This is a genomic window from Sulfuriferula thiophila, from assembly GCF_003864975.1.
Lineage (GTDB): Bacteria > Pseudomonadota > Gammaproteobacteria > Burkholderiales > Sulfuriferulaceae > Sulfuriferula > Sulfuriferula thiophila.
Genome location: NZ_BHGL01000046.1, coordinates 440,642 through 454,925, shown reverse-complemented (window position 1 = coordinate 454,925; position 14,284 = coordinate 440,642). Strand labels below are relative to the sequence as shown.

General features: G+C 52.7%; 12 protein-coding genes and 1 pseudogene. 9 read left to right on the top strand and 4 right to left on the bottom strand.

The features are described from left to right. Positions 1–21 precede the first annotated feature (21 nt). Entirely contained in the window at positions 22–669 is a 648-nt protein-coding gene (locus tag EJE49_RS13850) for a Yip1 family protein (RefSeq protein ID WP_124951815.1), read from the bottom strand. A 247-nt stretch (positions 670–916) separates the two neighbouring features. On the opposite strand from EJE49_RS13850, the gene EJE49_RS13845 reads away from it, so the two are divergent. From EJE49_RS13845 to EJE49_RS13830, 4 genes and pseudogenes are all read left to right on the top strand, one after another. Beyond that, on the top strand, positions 917–1,264 hold the full coding sequence (locus tag EJE49_RS13845; RefSeq protein ID WP_124951813.1) for a nucleotide pyrophosphohydrolase: 348 nt from the start codon (positions 917–919) through the stop codon (positions 1,262–1,264). Next, positions 1,254–2,453 (top strand): BaiN/RdsA family NAD(P)/FAD-dependent oxidoreductase, encoded by a 1,200-nt coding sequence (locus EJE49_RS13840; RefSeq protein ID WP_124951811.1) that lies wholly within the window; start codon positions 1,254–1,256, stop codon positions 2,451–2,453. Before EJE49_RS13845 ends, EJE49_RS13840 begins: the two co-directional genes overlap by 11 nt. 346 nt (positions 2,454–2,799) lie before the next feature. Continuing rightward, positions 2,800–3,525 (top strand): Crp/Fnr family transcriptional regulator, encoded by a 726-nt coding sequence (locus EJE49_RS13835; protein WP_124951809.1) that lies wholly within the window; start codon positions 2,800–2,802, stop codon positions 3,523–3,525. Between the two features lie 788 nt (positions 3,526–4,313). Next, positions 4,314–5,488 (top strand): annotated as a pseudogene (locus EJE49_RS13830) (IS3 family transposase). A gap of 70 nt (positions 5,489–5,558) precedes the next feature. Here EJE49_RS13830 and moaA read toward each other — a convergent pair. Further along, a complete protein-coding gene (moaA, locus tag EJE49_RS13825; protein WP_124951807.1) occupies positions 5,559–6,545 on the bottom strand; it encodes a GTP 3',8-cyclase MoaA in 987 nt (328 codons plus the stop codon). Positions 6,546–6,612: 67 nt separating this feature from the next. Here moaA and mobB point away from each other — a divergent pair, with 67 nt between their 5' ends. The 5 genes from mobB to EJE49_RS13800 are packed head-to-tail and all read left to right on the top strand — an operon-like array spanning position 6,613 to position 10,607. Further along, positions 6,613–7,128, top strand: coding sequence for a molybdopterin-guanine dinucleotide biosynthesis protein B (mobB, locus tag EJE49_RS13820; RefSeq protein ID WP_370685829.1), 516 nt, complete (start codon positions 6,613–6,615; stop codon positions 7,126–7,128). Beyond that, the gene (gene ispD, locus EJE49_RS13815) at positions 7,125–7,811 is read left to right on the top strand and encodes a 2-C-methyl-D-erythritol 4-phosphate cytidylyltransferase (protein WP_124951803.1); all 687 of its coding nucleotides are present in this window, start codon (positions 7,125–7,127) and stop codon (positions 7,809–7,811) included. The genes mobB and ispD overlap by 4 nt, the downstream gene beginning before the upstream one ends. Further along, positions 7,808–8,293 carry a 2-C-methyl-D-erythritol 2,4-cyclodiphosphate synthase gene (gene ispF / locus EJE49_RS13810; RefSeq protein ID WP_124951801.1) on the top strand — a complete coding sequence of 162 codons (486 nt, stop codon included), beginning with the start codon at positions 7,808–7,810 and terminating at the stop codon, positions 8,291–8,293. The genes ispD and ispF overlap by 4 nt, the downstream gene beginning before the upstream one ends. Then, positions 8,290–9,462: an acetoin utilization protein AcuC gene (locus EJE49_RS13805; RefSeq protein ID WP_124951799.1), complete on the top strand. Its 1,173-nt coding sequence runs from the start codon at positions 8,290–8,292 to the stop codon at positions 9,460–9,462. Before ispF ends, EJE49_RS13805 begins: the two co-directional genes overlap by 4 nt. After that, on the top strand, positions 9,459–10,607 hold the full coding sequence (locus tag EJE49_RS13800) for an aldo/keto reductase (protein WP_124951797.1): 1,149 nt from the start codon (positions 9,459–9,461) through the stop codon (positions 10,605–10,607). The genes EJE49_RS13805 and EJE49_RS13800 overlap by 4 nt, the downstream gene beginning before the upstream one ends. A 1-nt stretch (position 10,608) precedes the next feature. On the opposite strand, the gene EJE49_RS13795 is transcribed toward EJE49_RS13800, so the two are convergent. After that, the gene (locus EJE49_RS13795) at positions 10,609–13,008 is read right to left on the bottom strand and encodes a sensor domain-containing protein (protein ID WP_223246969.1); all 2,400 of its coding nucleotides are present in this window, start codon (positions 13,006–13,008) and stop codon (positions 10,609–10,611) included. Continuing rightward, the gene (locus tag EJE49_RS13790; protein ID WP_124951795.1) at positions 13,005–14,279 is read right to left on the bottom strand and encodes a cyclic di-GMP phosphodiesterase; all 1,275 of its coding nucleotides are present in this window, start codon (positions 14,277–14,279) and stop codon (positions 13,005–13,007) included. The genes EJE49_RS13795 and EJE49_RS13790 overlap by 4 nt, the downstream gene beginning before the upstream one ends. Between the last annotated feature and the right edge of the window lie 5 nt (positions 14,280–14,284).

Genomic DNA, 14,284 nt, shown 5'->3' with positions numbered 1-14,284 from the left:
GTTTAGCCGGTTGCTGCTACATTAACTGGTAATGTGAGCCCAGGTGATGAAGGTCAGGTACATCATTGCGGCCCAGCCAACCATGCCTATGGACAAAAATACCCAGCCCATCAGCGCGCTTTCACCCGAATGTTCGATTTTAAGTATCGTAGGGGTAGCAGCGTAGAGTATGTACATGGACAGGCTCAATCCGATCATGCCGAAGATAGCCACGACAGCAAAATTCGGACTGAACAAAGCGAGTGAAGCCACCCAGAGCGGGGTGGGCGCAAGCGCGGCCAGGGTATAAGCCTCATGGAAATTAATTTTATGCTTGCGTAGCGGTATGCTGGCGTCAGTCAGATCTGGTATGTCATAGCGCGTCTGCGCGATCTTAGAAACTGCGTTGCCCAGCCATTGTATGCAGGCAGCCATGACAAAAGTCATCACGAGTTCGGTGACGAAAAAAACGGCGCTGATAAATGCAAGCTGATTTGAGTCTAGCGTTGAGAGCAAAACAATATGGTGATGGGTGCCTGCGTAGTACAACATGAATGGCGCAATAGCCGAAAACGGTAAAACATACATAGCGAACATGCCAAAAGCCGGCAGGATATGGTCAAACGCTCTGCGTCTTGATGGCTCGAAAGCAGCGGGTTGTGGCAGGTGGGGGGTATGAATCAGTTGCATAATTGCCTCCTAATCTCCAAGTTTGTGAATAAACGAGTGACAAGACGAATGAATGACAAATTGCTAACCCGATGACGTGTCGTCTTGTGAAGGTTTGTGAAACGCGACTGCTAAAGTTTGACCGTAATAGGATTTAAAAGTTCGTAGTGCAACGTAAATTAAGCGCAGTGAGTGTTTTTAATCAATCGTTATGTGAATTAGGATTTATGCGCGAAAATAGGCACTATCTAACTGTGCCGGAATAGCTATGTCAGACCTGGATCAACTTAAATTACGTATTCGCCAGTTCGCCGATGAGCGCGACTGGCAGCAATATCATTCTCCCAAAAACCTGGCGATGGCGCTGATTGTAGAAGCCGCCGAGCTGGTCGAGCATTTTCAGTGGCTAACCGAAGCGCAATCGCAAACGCTTGCGCCGGAAAAACTGGCGCAGGTCAGTGACGAGCTGGCAGATATCCAGATTTACCTGATTCGTATTGCCGATCAGCTCAAGGTGGACTTGCTTGAGGCCGTGGATAAAAAAATAGAGAAAAATGCCGTGAAATACCCGGCGGATAAGGTACGCGGCAGCGCGAAAAAATATAATGAATTATGAAGTAATTGTAATTGGCGCCGGTGCAGCCGGAATGATGTGTGCCGCACAGGCCGGTCAGCGTGGGCGGCGGGTGTTGCTGATCGATCATGCTGCCAAAATCGGCGAGCGTATCCGCATCTCCGGCGGCGGGCGGTGTAACTTCACCAATCGCGATATCAGCGCCGACAATTTCCTGTCGCAGAACCCGCATTTTGCGCGCTCGGCGCTGGCGCAATTCAGCCAGTTCGATTTCATCAAGCTGGTCGAGCGCTATCACATTGCCTATCACGAGAAAACACTGGGGCAGTTGTTTTGCGATGACTCCGCGCAGCAGATCATCGCCATGCTGCGGGCGGAGTGCGATCACGGCGCTGTGCAATGGGCGCAACCATGTAAGGTGCTGGGCGTTACCAAATCAGCTGAAGGCGGTTTTAGCGTGAGTACCGAAGAAGGTCAATTTACCTGCCAGTCGCTGGTCATTGCCAGCGGCGGTCTGGCGATACCACAATTAGGCGCTACCCCGTTCGGCTACCAGCTTGCTGAACAATTTGGCGTGCCTATTATTGCGCCGCAGCCGGCACTGGTGCCACTGGCACTGGCACCGGAAACGCTGGCGCCACTACAGAGCCTGGCCGGTGCCTCGCTGGACGTAGTCAGTCATTGTGCCGGGCAGAAGCCGAGCTTCCGCGAGTCCATGCTGATTACCCATCGCGGCCTGTCCGGTCCTGCGGTCCTGCAGATATCCAGTTACTGGCAGAACCAGAGTTACAAAAGCGGCAAAAAGCAGCCGGTCAGCATTAACCTGCTGCCCAATCTCGATGTCGGCGAGTGGCTGAATTCACATCGTCACAGCAAAGCGACTTTGGCTACGGTGCTTAGTGAACATCTGCCCAAGCGCTTCGCACAGGAATGGTGTGCGCTGCAGCATTGGGACAAGCCGCTGGTCGAACACAGCAACCGCGATATTGCCGCGATGCAGGCGGCGCTGGAGTCATGGGAACTGATGCCAGCCGGGACGCTGGGTTACGCCAAGGCCGAAGTTACGCTGGGCGGGGTAGATACCCGTGCTCTGTCCTCCAAGACCATGGAAGCCAAAGCGGTGCCGGGGCTGTATTTTATCGGTGAAGTGGTGGATGTGACTGGCTGGTTAGGCGGGTATAACTTCCAGTGGGCGTGGTCGTCGGGGTGGGTGGCGGGGCAATTTGTTTGATACTTTGCAGCGCAAATGCGATATCTGAATTAGGCAAGTGTCAGGTGATGAATGGGATTTCGATTGACGATGGAGCCTTGTTGGAGTGTCAAGTTTACCCACAGCATTGTCATGTATAATCGCTCATGCAGGAACCAATCTTCAGCCGAAAAGTGCATCGAAACGAATATGGGTATTTACCCATCACCACGGTCAGCGCACGTATATCACTTTCAGTGTGGGATGGTCATCCCACACTGGGGTAGCCATTGTTATGTGCATGCTGAATTATAAATCATGTACAAGACGTCAATTAAACTCTGACCTATAGAGTGGATTGGATTATGGTATTTCAGGAAATTAAAGCATGTCAAAGATAGAGCAAGAGCCACTTCACACCCCAAAGCAAAACCGAATACTTGCTGCTTTACACGCGCAGGACTATGAGCGTCTGTTACCTGAATTAAAACTCATTGAGATGCCGTTGGGGTGGACGATGTCTGAGTCTGGTGATCACGTAAATTTTCTGCACTTCCCAGTATCTGGCATAGTTTCACTGATTTACGAGCTGGAAAATGGGGCATCAAGCGAAATTGCCCTGGTTGGTAATGAGGGTATGGTTGGCATTTCCATTTTCATGGGGGGTGAAAGTATGCCGAGTAGCACAGTGGTACAGAGTGCTGGTTACGCATATCGTCTTAGCCGGAAAATCATGAAGCGAGAATTTGCCCTTGGGGGACAATTACAACACCTGGCATTGCTTTATACCCAGGCATTGATCAGTCAGACATCTCAAACTGCAGTGTGCAATCAACACCACTCGCTAGATCAGCAACTTTGCCGCTGGCTGTTAATGAGCTTAGATAGGTTGCATGAAAATAAGTTGGTGATTACGCAAGAGTTGATTGCGAGTTTGCTGGGTGTGCGTCGTGAGAGCATAACGGAAGCCGCTGGAAAATTACAAAAAGAAGGCGTAATCACGTACTCTCGTGGCCTTATTAAAGTGTTAAAGCGCTCCAAACTTGAAACAAAAGTATGCGAATGCTACGGGGTGGTCAAAAATGAGTATGAGCGTTTGCTTCCCTCCTCATGAGATATCGAGTAAATGTGTAATTAGAGAAAAAATGGGGTCGCCCATTACCCCTCATGAAAGCATGGGGTCGGGTCTAGCTTTATAGCATGTCTCTTGCGATGCCAGGCCGGGGTTGCCCGGCGGCAAGTCACTTTCTCTTGCTTGCCCAAGAGAAAGTAACCAAAGAGAATGGCACCCTACAGCCTCGCCCCTGCGGGGTACCTTCGTCTGAACCGTTCAGACGGGGGCTGCGCAACTCGCCCTGACAGCTTGCACACCCCGCAAGCTGTTGCGGAGCTCAAACAGTGCTCGCCTACCCCACCCGCCTGAACAGCCCAGCCGAAGCGATGCAGAAGGGGGTAAAAGCGTTAAGAGCGCGAAGTTACGCGCAAGCGCGTGGCTTTTTTGTTTGGTGTGCGGAAAGCACGGGGTCGGGTCTAGCTTTATAGCATGTCTCTTGCGATGGTAGGTCGGGGTTGCACGGCGGCAAGTTACTTGCCCAAGAGAAAGTAACCAAAGAGAACGGCACCCTGCCGCCTTGCCCCTGCGGGGTACCTTCGTCTGAACCGTTCAGACGGGGGCTGCGCAACTCGCCCTGACAGCTTGCACACCCCGCAAGCTGCTGCGGAGCTCAAACAGTGCTCGCCTACCCCTCCCGCCTGAACAGCCCAGCCGAAGCGATGCAGAAGGGGGTAAAAGCGTGGAGTTACGCGCAAGCGCGTTATTTTTTTGGTGTGGCGGTCTGTAGTGGTCTAATAATAAAAGACACCTCACTAGGTGGATAATTCACCTACTGAGAGGAAATTGCAATGACAGGACAAAGAGCAAAATACGACGCAGCGTTTAAGTTAGAGATAGCCAAAATGGTCGTAGACCAAGGCTTAACGGTATCGCAAGTCGTCAAAGATATGAGCGTAGGCGAAACGGCCGTCAGGCGCTGGGTAGAGCAATATCAGGCAGAACGGCTAGGGCAACCAGGTATAGGCTAGCCCCTGACCGCTGAACAACAACGTATCCGCCAGCTGGAACAAGAGAATCGTCGCTTGAAATCGGATAACGAACTATTAAAAAAAGTGTCAGCCTTCTTTGCCCGCGAGTTGAAATGAGCCACCAACTGGTGAATCACTGGCAAAGCAAGGCAACCGTCACTCAACTCTGTGACCTGCTCGACATCAGTCGTGCGGGTTACTATGCTGCCAAACACCGCAGCAAAGCTGCCCAGGTATGCGCTACCAGCACACACCTGCAAGCCGCTTTTAATGCCACTGGTAAATGTTACGGCAGTTGTCGATTAGTGGCCGCATTGCGTGCCAAATCTATCCACATAGGACGCTATAAAGCACGCCGTATCATGCGTGATCTGAACATCAAACCCATCTGGAAGCGCAAGTTCGTCAACACCACAGACAGCAAACACAACCTGCCTGTGGCAGATAACTTGCTGAACCGTGAGTTTAATCCCAGCGCACCCAATCGCGCCTGGGCATCGGACATTACCTATATCCGTACCCGTACGGGCTGGTTGTATCTGGCCGTGGTGATGGACTTGTATTCACGGCGCATCATCGGCTGGGCAATGGCACCGACCATGCCAGCAGAATTGGTGTGTCGTGCATTACGCATGGCTATCGCTTCACGCCAACCAGAACCAGGTGTCATCATGCATTCAGACCGAGGCAGTCAATATGCCAGCGGTGAGTATCAAGCGTTATTACAACAACATGGTTTGATTTGCAGTGTGAGTCGTAGGGGCAATTGTTGGGACAATGCAGCCATGGAACGCTTCTTCTTGAACTTGAAGATGGAGCGAGTCTGGCAAAGGGATTATGCAAATCAGATGGAGGCAACCAAGGACATCGTGGACTATATCGTTGGCTTTTATAACTGCCTGCGATTGCACTCCACGTTGGGTTACACCTCACCGATTCACTATGAGCAGGAAATGGCAGCTAAACAACCTAGTGCGGTGTCTGAAATTAGTTGACCACTACAGTCATGCTTTGTCGTTGTTGAGTTTTTTTCGTGCTTTTCGTGTCTTTCGTGGACCAGGCTTTTCAGCCACCGGTCATCGACATAAAGCGCATGATCTTGTTGGGCTGCTCGCGGAATTCATGGCGTTCCGGTTTGTGGGTGAGTGCCAGTCGAATCGCATCTTCGAGTTCGCTGTCAGTCACGCCGCCGCGTAATAGCGGGCGAAATTCAAATTTATCTTCCTGTCCCAGGCACAAGTACAGCGTGCCATCTACCGATAGTCTGACGCGGTTGCAGGTCTCGCAGAAGTGTTGCGAGATGGGGGTGATGAAGCCTACCGAGAAGGCACCGTCGGGTGTCGCCAGATAGCGCGCCGGGCCGGCGCCGTGGAAGGTGGCGTCGATCAGGCCGAACTGTTGGGCAAGGCGTGCTTTGACCGGCTGCAAGTCGAGATAGGCGCTATTGCGGCCAGTATCACCAATCGGCATGGTTTCGATCAGGCGCAGGGTAAAGCCTTGTTCTATGCAGAACGCCACCATGTCGTCGATTTCATCATCATTGGTGCCTTTCATCGCGACCATGTTGATTTTGATGGGGGCGAAGCCGGCCTGTTTGGCGTGTTGCAGGCCCGCCAGAATATCAGGCAGCGCATCGCGGCCAGTGATGGCCTGGATGCGTTCTGCACGCAGGGAGTCCAGACTGACATTGAGCCGGGATACGCCGGCCGCTTTTAGCGCTACGGCGTGCTTATCCAGCTGGGTAGCATTGGTGGAGAGCGACAGATCATTGATGCCGGGCAGGGCGGCGATGCGTTGCGCCAGTTGCGGCAGGTGGCGGCGTAACAGTGGCTCGCCGCCGGTCATGCGGATACGTTGCAGGCCCAGTCGGGCGAAGGCACCCAGCAGGCGTTCGACTTCATCGAATGTCAGCCAGTCAGCAGGCTCCTCAAAGCCGCGAAAATCTTCGGGCATGCAGTAAGTGCAGCGCAAGTCGCAGCGATCCGTGACGGAGAGGCGTAAGTATTCGATGCGACGACCGAATGAATCGGATAAACCTGGGGGGGTGGGCATGGTGTAAAATAAAGGGGGCGTTAAGCTATTTGGAATATAACCCTTTTTGAACTTTTAATCAAAGGCCATCGCAAATTATGCAGGGGAAAATCTGATGCAGGTATTCGGCTTCGCAGGCTGGAGCGGTAGCGGAAAAACCACGTTAATCGAGCAGTTAATTGCCTTGTTTGTGGCAGATGGCATACGCGTGGCGACGATCAAACACACCCATCATGATTTCGATCTCGATCATCCGGGCAAGGATAGCTGGCGTCACCGTGAGGCCGGTGCCACTGAGGTGTTGCTGGCATCGGGTCGGCGCTGGGCGCTGCTGCATGAATTGGGTGAGGCGCCTGAGCCTGATTTGGCAACGCTGCTGAGTAAGTTGGCTCCATGCGATGTGGTGCTGATTGAAGGTTGCAAATTTGCCGATGTGCCCAAACTGGAAGTGTATCGTGCTGCGTTGGGTAAGCCTGTCCTGCATGGCGCTGATAATGCGATAATTGCCGTGGTGACCGACTCGGCGGTGCAGACGGAGTTACCCTGTCTGGATTTGAACCAGCCGCAGCTAGTCTATGAATTTTTGAAAGCCAAGTGTTTATGAGTCAATACTACGGGCTTATCCCCGCAGCGGGCACCGGGTCACGCATGGGCGTGGACTTGCCCAAACAGTATCTGGATATCGCCGGCCATCCGATGATCTACTACGCAGTGCGTACCATGGCGTCATCGCCGCTGCTGGCGCGCGTGTATGTGGTGTTGGCTGACACGGATAGCTGGTGGAATGACTATGACTGGTCAGAATTTGGCGACAAATTGCAGGTGCTGCGCTGTGGTGGCCCTACCCGTGCAGATAGCGTGAGCAATGGTCTGGCGGCGATGCCAGTCGAGGCGCAGGACTGGGTGCTGGTGCATGATGCAGCCAGGCCGTGCCTGACGATGGCGATGATCGCAAAATTAATTACGGAAGTGGGCGAGACTGAGGTGGGCGGCTTGCTGGCGATTCCGGTTGCCGACACCTTGAAGCGGGCCGCAGGCCAGCATGTGAGCGCAACGGAGCCGCGTGAAAGCTTGTGGCAAGCGCAGACGCCGCAGATGTTCCGCCATGCCATGCTGCAACAGGCGCTGCATCAGGATAATGGCTTTGTACCTACCGATGAAGCCAGCGCGATAGAAGCGCTGGGCCATGCGCCATTATTGGTGGCGGCTGACAGCAGTAATTTCAAAGTAACTTACCCGAATGATTTGATGATGGCGCGGTTGATTTTAGAGAGAACAGGAACATGAGCACTATACGTATCGGTCACGGATTTGATGTGCATGCCTTTGCCACAGAGCGCAAGCTCGTCATTGGGGGGGTCACTATCCCGTATGAACTGGGTCTGGCCGGGCATTCCGATGCCGATGTGCTGTTGCACGCGATTTGCGATGCTTTACTAGGCGCGGCCGGACTGGGCGACATCGGCCGGCATTTCCCGGATACCGATGCGCGTTATCATGGCATTGACAGCCGCCGGCTGCTGCGCGAAGTTGGCAACCTGATTGCTGCGCAAGGCTATCAGCTGGGTAATCTGGACAGTACTATCATTGCGCAAGCGCCGAAAATGGCGCCGCATATCGCTACCATGCAAGCCAATATTGCAGAGGATCTTGGCGTGGCAGTGAGCGCGGTGAACGTGAAAGCGACCACCACGGAAAAACTGGGCTTTACCGGTCGCGGTGAAGGCATTGCCGCCGAGGCAGTGTGCATACTGAGTGCGCGTGCATGAGCAATCCGCAACCTACTCGTAACGCCACTTATATTGGTGGCCCGAAATCCCGGCGCAAGGCTTACGGCAGCAATCATCCGTTGGCAATTCCACGGGTGTCGCTGGCGACCGATCTGATCGAAGCCTATGGTGCGATGACCGAGGCTGAATTCATGCTGGCGCGCAAAGCGGCTGATTTTGAACTGGAGTGGTTTCATACGCCGGAATATGTGTCAGCATTCAAGCGTGCCGAGGCACTGGGCCGGGTGAGTAATCCGGTACGTCAGCGTCACCAGTTGGGCACGCTGGAAAATCCGTATTTCCCACAGTTTTTTACCATACCGGCTACAGCCACTGGAGCATCGATCCAGGCTGCCGAGGAAGTGATACGCGGTCGCATCGCTTTTAATCCGGCAGGTGGCATGCATCATGCGCGGCCGGATCAGGCCCATGGTTTCTGCTATTTCAATGACCCGGTGCTGGGCATATTGCGCCTGCGTCGTGAAGGCTGGCGGGTGCTGTATGTGGATATCGACGCCCACCACGGTGACGGGGTAGAGGCGGCATTTGTGCATGACCCTGAAGTATTCACGCTGTCGCTGCACATGGATAGCCGCTACGCCTATCCGTTCCAGGGTGGGCAGCTGAGCGATACCGCTTCAGCCGGCAATACCAGCCTGAATGTACCATTACCCAAGGGTACTCATGACGCTGAATACCGCTTGCTGTTTGATGCGGTGTGGCAGCCGGTGTTGGACAAGTTCCAGCCGGATGCTATCGTGCTGCAGGCCGGTACGGACATGATTTTTGCTGACCCGCTGGGCAAGCTCGGCATATCCACGCAAGGGTTTCTGGCGACTGCACAAACCATACTCGAAACCTGTCCGCAACATGCGGATGGCACGCCACGCTTGCTAGTTACTGGCGGAGGCGGGTATCATCCATTGGTTCTGGCGCGTGCGTGGGCAGGTTTATGGGCGCTGTTGTCCGGGCGTGAATTGCCTGAGACTTTGCCGCCAGTTGCTACCGCTGCATTACGCGCTGTCGACTGGGATATGGACGAGGACGAGCCACATTTCGAACAGTTATTCAGCTCGCGTGTTGATGCGCTGACCGATATGTCCGTCCGACCTGAAATCGCCGACCTGATTTTATCTATTCAACAACATCCTTTTTTACACACTCCATGACTACGACTCTGATTCCCGGCCATTGCACGATGATGGCGACCAAACAATATGTCACCAGTTTCGGCAAAGACTGTGCTGCCGGACATTACAGTGATTTTCTCAATGTGCATCTGCAACTGTCATCGATCGGGCTGGGTACTTTCCCCGGCGCACCGGTCGATGAGGTTGATGCGCAGTATGCCGATATTGTGACTGAGGCGCTGACGCATGGCCTTAACGTGATCGATACCGGCGCACATTATCGTTATGGCCGTTCTGCTGCCGCGGTAGGCGCAGGCGTACGTCGTGCCATTGAAGCGGGCGTAAAGCGCGAGCAGATGTTTCTGGTGTCCAAGGGTGGCTTTCTGAGTTTTCGTGATGGCCGTCCGGATGATCTGGCGGCATGGTTCAAAACCGAGGTGGTCGACAAAGGTCTGGGGCGAGTGGAAGACCTGACCCAGGCGCACTGTATCAGCCCGGAATATATCGGTTTTCAGCTGGAATTGTCGCGCCAGTTGATGGGGGTGGAAACGCTGGATGCATTCCTGATTGACCAGCCGGAAGTGCATATCCCGACCATCGGCAAGGATCAGCTGAACCGCAAGCTGGAAAAAGTATTCATGGTGCTGGAACAGGCTGTGAAGGATAAAAAACTGCGCTATTACGGTATCTCGACGTTTAATGGTTTCCGGGTAGAAACCGATGACCCGCTGTTTCAGTCGATTACATCGATGCAGGGCCATGCTGAGAAAGCTGCACGTGCCATCTGGAAAGATGACCAGGCCAAGCACCAGTTCAAAGTGGTGCAAATGCCGTTCAATCAGGTCATGCAGGAAGGGTTTACGCGCTTCAGTCAGACTACCGGACAGGGCAATATTGGTTCCACTATTCAGGCCGCGCATCAGCTCGGCGTTTATCTGATGGCCAGCCACACCATGTTCAAGGGGCATCTGGCCACGCAGGCGATGGATCCGGTGATCCAGACCATGCCGATGCTGAAGAACCATGCCCAGCGTGCGATCCAGTTTAACCGCTCAACGCCCGGCGTAGGGACTACACTGGTGGGTATCAGTACGCCGACGCACTTGCAGGATGCGCTGGATGTGGCGCACGTTGCGCCGCTGGAAAAAACCGTCTATCTCAAAATGTATCAGCGTACCGAGTAATTCAAGCAGGGGTTTGAACAGCGAGCAGTTGCTCAAACTCCTCCACACATAAGGCTGGCGCAAACAGGAAGCCCTGCAATTCATCGCAACCGGCGGCAAGCAGGAAAGCCTGTTGTGTGCCCGTTTCTACGCCTTCAGCAATGACTTTCAGGTTCAGTGCATGCGACAGATTGATGATAGCGGTGGCGATCGCCATGTCGCTTTCATCATCGGGGATGTCCTGTACAAACGAACGGTCGATTTTGAGCTTGTTCAACGGGAAGCGCTTGAGGTAATTCAGGCTGGAATAGCCTGTGCCGAAGTCATCAACCGATAAACTCACACCCAGTACCGATAAAGCTTGCAGCCGCTGCAGGGCGTCTTCGGCATCCCGGATCAGGATCGATTCGGTTAATTCCAGTTCCAGTTGTGCTGCGGGTAAACTGTATTCTTGCAGAGCCGCCGCGACGCTTTCGACGAAGCCGGTCTGCTGGAATTGCAGCGCCGATACGTTGATGGCGACCACTAGCTGTCTGTTCTGGCTATGCCATAACGAGGCCTGTTTGACGGCTTCGCGTAGCACCCAGTTACCAATCGGGACAATGACGCCGGTTTCTTCCGCTATGGGAATAAACTGCCCGGGGCTGATGTTGCCTAACTCATCATCTTGCCAGCGTATCAACGCCTCTGCACCGATGATCCGGCCGGTTTTGAGATCCACCTGTGGCTGGTAGTGCAGTCTGAATTGTTTATTTTCCAGGGCCTGGCGCATGGCGTAGTCAAGTTTCATGCGTGCCAGCAAGCCGATATTCATTTGTGGCTGATAGAAACGGAAATCCGAACGGCCGCGTTCCTTGACATGGTACATGGCACTGTCTGCATTTTTAATCAGGTCATCGTAGGTTTCGCCGTCTTCTGGATACAGTGCGATGCCGATGCTGCATGTGACAGTGAAATTGATTTCGTTGACGAAAAATGGCTGGGTCAGTGCATCAAGCACACGTTTGGCGCTGATTTCCACACCGCGCGCATCGGTTTGTTCGATCATTAATACGAATTCGTCACCACCCAGGCGCGAAGCCATATCTATTTCACGAATACAGCCTTTGAGCCGTTGCGCGACTTCAACCAGCACCTGGTCGCCAAACTGGTGACCGAGCGAATCATTAATCTTCTTGAAATGATCGAGGTCGAGGAACAGTATGGCAAATGAAGTCTGGTTGCGTTTCGCCAGATTAATGGTACGTTCGATTTGTTGCGTCAGTAACAGACGATTGGGTAAGCCGGTGAGTACATCGTTGTAAGCCAGTTCTTCAATCCGTTTTTTGGCAACGTGGGTCTCGGTCAGGTCTTTCAGAAAGCAAAGGTGATGGGTCGTTTTGTGGAACTGATCCTGTACCCTGACAACGGAGGCAACACACAGATAAGTCTCGCCATTTTTGTGACGGTTCCATAGTTCTGCTTCCCAATAACCCTGGTTATCAATCTGGGCCATCATTTCACTTAATTTATCATCATCGCAGTGAAGGAAAAATAAATCACACAATTTCAAGCCGAGTAACTCTGCCTGAGTGTACCCGGTTAGATTTTCACAACTCGGGTTGGCGGCGATAATCTGATGATGGGTGTCGGTAATGAAAATAGCATTCAGACTGGCTTCGAATACTTTGGATGCGAGTTGCAGGCGCGCTTCGTTGGCGACATGCTCGCTGATGTCGCGATAGGTGTAGACCTTGCCGATGGCTTGACCACGTGCATATTGCGGCAGTGATATGCATTCGAGAATACGCCCGGATTTTAAAGTCAGTGTTTCTGTGGACTGTACTAATCGGGCATTGCCGGATCTGGTTAAGGTGTTTTCAGTGCGAGTTGCGATGGATTGGTTAATCCATTCGTAAATGGCAGCATCATTCCGCTCGGTGAGCAAAGCTACGGGCATGTCCCATAAGCCGGCAAATGTCTGGTTGTAGGCGCGGATAGCGTGATTTAGGTCGGTTACCAGCAGGCCATCGGCTGAGGATTCCAGTGTGGCACGTAATTCGGCAATGAGCCTTTCCAGCTCTTTCTCTGCATTGCGCTGCTCGGTAACGTCGCGGATGGCGACAATGTATAACACGGCATTATCGCTACGAATTAATGTCACACGCCGCTGGACATGGAGGGAGGAGCCATCTTGGTGATTGAGCAGTGTTTCCGAGTGGATTTCGTTGCTTAAGCCCATGGCGACATCTTCCCAGAAAAACAGGTCTTCCGGGGTGCAGGCGAGGTCGATAACCGGTTTGCCGATTAACCAGTTGCGTTCAACGCCTATCATGTCAGCTGCAGGTTGATTGGCCGCAATGATGCACAAGTCGATAGGGTCGACCAGCCACACCGCATCGAGCATACCTTCTATGAATGCTAACCAGTTAGGGTTCATCATGATGCAGTTGGCGTGGTTTCGATGGCACGACCCCGCTCGAAGAAATAGCAAGCGCGTTTACGTGGTGACAGATAGTCAAATACCAGCTTTGGCAGTTGTAATGGTTTCAGACTGCGCTGGATGCCTATTTCCGGGTGCTCTTCCAAATCCACAATCAGTGCTTCGTCACTGGGGACCTGAGCGTCGTAGATGATGACTTTGGGTTTGAGCGGGCGCGACGAGTTCACGCTGATAACCAGCGCATAGCGTTGATCATTCAACTGGATCACAGAGCCTGGCGGATAAACCCCCATCATGTGCACAAAGCGTGAAATGGTGCCGGTGTTGAACTTGGTACGCATTTTGGCAAAAATGATGGCCAGCGCTTCATGGGGCGTAATTGACGCGCTCGGGTTGCTGGGATTGCACAGGTGGTCGTAGGTATTGATCAGGCTGACAATCTGGCTGGGAATGGGAATGTCTTTATCAGTGACATGCATCGGGTAACCACTGCCGTCAGCATACTCGTGATGCTGGGCAATGATCTGCTGGATATTGCTAGCACATCCCATTTTTTTTGCCAGCGTCAAACTGTGCGCCACATGGCTTTCATACAGGTTTTTTTCAGCCGGAGTGAAGTCCTTGTCATGCCAGCGGATACGGTCAGGCAGCATGATCTTGCCAACATCATGCAGTAACGCGGCTATGCCGATATCCTGTACTTGCTGGGTATCCAGACCACTTGATTTAGCGAGCAACATGGAAAGGATGGTGACGTTGAGCGAGTGCAGCAAGTTCTTTTCGCCGTGATTCTCGGATAACAGACGAATCGAAACTTCGTTTTGTCCGAGGAAATCAGTGATGAATTCCGAAATCAATTTTTCTGCGTTTTTCAGGCACGTTGCAGGTTGCTCGGCTACGTTATTGACAATGTCTTTGTATATCGCGATTGCTTCATTGAAGCGCCGGTCGCAGGACAATAATTGCGCATGTTGCTGTTTCAGTATGGCAATGCGCTGCTGCTTTTCATCCAGTTCAACGGGTATGGCAGATACGGTTTCAGTTGATGTGTTTTCTGAAGTATCTGGAACATCAGCAGCAATGTTGCTTTTTTCAGGTGAGTAACGTACTTGATGCACGCCCAGGGTACGTATGGTATCAATCTGCGACTGATGCTGAATTTTAAAGTGATTGAGTGGAAATGGATGCTGCATCCAGCCCAAATCCAGAAACACATAAAGCCCGATTTGCAAATCAGCAATATCAATTAACCGGGTATCGTCATTGTTCATTAGCA

Coding starts and splice junctions, on each gene's coding strand:
- ispD (WP_124951803.1), top strand. CDS start 7,125: ATGAGTCAATACTACGGGCTTATCCCCGCAGCGGGCACCGGGTCACGC.
- EJE49_RS13800 (WP_124951797.1), top strand. CDS start 9,459: ATGACTACGACTCTGATTCCCGGCCATTGCACGATGATGGCGACCAAA.
- EJE49_RS13795 (WP_223246969.1), bottom strand. CDS start 13,008: ATGATGAACCCTAACTGGTTAGCATTCATAGAAGGTATGCTCGATGCG.
- ispF (WP_124951801.1), top strand. CDS start 7,808: ATGAGCACTATACGTATCGGTCACGGATTTGATGTGCATGCCTTTGCC.
- EJE49_RS13850 (WP_124951815.1), bottom strand. CDS start 669: ATGCAACTGATTCATACCCCCCACCTGCCACAACCCGCTGCTTTCGAG.
- EJE49_RS13840 (WP_124951811.1), top strand. CDS start 1,254: ATGAATTATGAAGTAATTGTAATTGGCGCCGGTGCAGCCGGAATGATG.
- EJE49_RS13835 (WP_124951809.1), top strand. CDS start 2,800: ATGTCAAAGATAGAGCAAGAGCCACTTCACACCCCAAAGCAAAACCGA.
- EJE49_RS13805 (WP_124951799.1), top strand. CDS start 8,290: ATGAGCAATCCGCAACCTACTCGTAACGCCACTTATATTGGTGGCCCG.
- EJE49_RS13845 (WP_124951813.1), top strand. CDS start 917: ATGTCAGACCTGGATCAACTTAAATTACGTATTCGCCAGTTCGCCGAT.
- EJE49_RS13790 (WP_124951795.1), bottom strand. CDS start 14,279: ATGAACAATGACGATACCCGGTTAATTGATATTGCTGATTTGCAAATC.
- moaA (WP_124951807.1), bottom strand. CDS start 6,545: ATGCCCACCCCCCCAGGTTTATCCGATTCATTCGGTCGTCGCATCGAA.